Source organism: Paenisporosarcina sp. P4_B8 (assembly GCF_056402175.1).
Genome location: NZ_JBFUHX010000055.1, coordinates 1 through 534 on the forward strand (window position 1 = coordinate 1; position 534 = coordinate 534).

The following is a 534-nucleotide window of genomic DNA, read 5'->3' on the forward strand; positions in this document are numbered from 1 at the left end:
CTATTAAAAACAGTGGGTTTCCCCATTCGGAAATCTCCGGATCAAAGCTTACTTACAGCTCCCCGAAGCATATCGGTGTTAGTACCGTCCTTCATCGGCTCCTAGTGCCAAGGCATTCACCGTGCGCCCTTATTAACTTAACCTAAAAGTTAAAAAGTTCTTACGCATACAACCGAAGTTGTATGTTGAATTACTTGAATGTTTATTGCTTTCAATGTCGTTTTATCCAGTTTTCAAAGAACAAGTTTTAGAAAGTATCGTCTTCTATAAAGAAGATGAACCTTCAAAACTGAACGCAAAACGTCAACTTATAGACCCAAGGTCTATATTCCGTRATTATCCTTAGAAAGGAGGTGATCCAGCCGCACCTTCCGATACGGCTACCTTGTTACGACTTCACCCCAATCATCTGTCCCACCTTCGGCGGCTGGCTCCTAAAAGGTTACCTCACCGACTTCGGGTGTTACAAACTCTCGTGGTGTGACGGGCGGTGTGTACAAGGCCCGGGAACGTATTCACCGCGGCATGCTGATC

Annotated in this window: 2 rRNA genes; both read right to left on the bottom strand. The window is 45.0% G+C overall.

From position 1 onward, the window contains the following. A 23S ribosomal RNA gene (locus AC1DSK_RS17490) occupies positions 1–143 on the bottom strand; the annotation flags it as partial. Positions 144–346: 203 nt separating this feature from the next. Continuing rightward, a 16S ribosomal RNA gene (locus AC1DSK_RS17495) occupies positions 347–534 on the bottom strand; the annotation flags it as partial.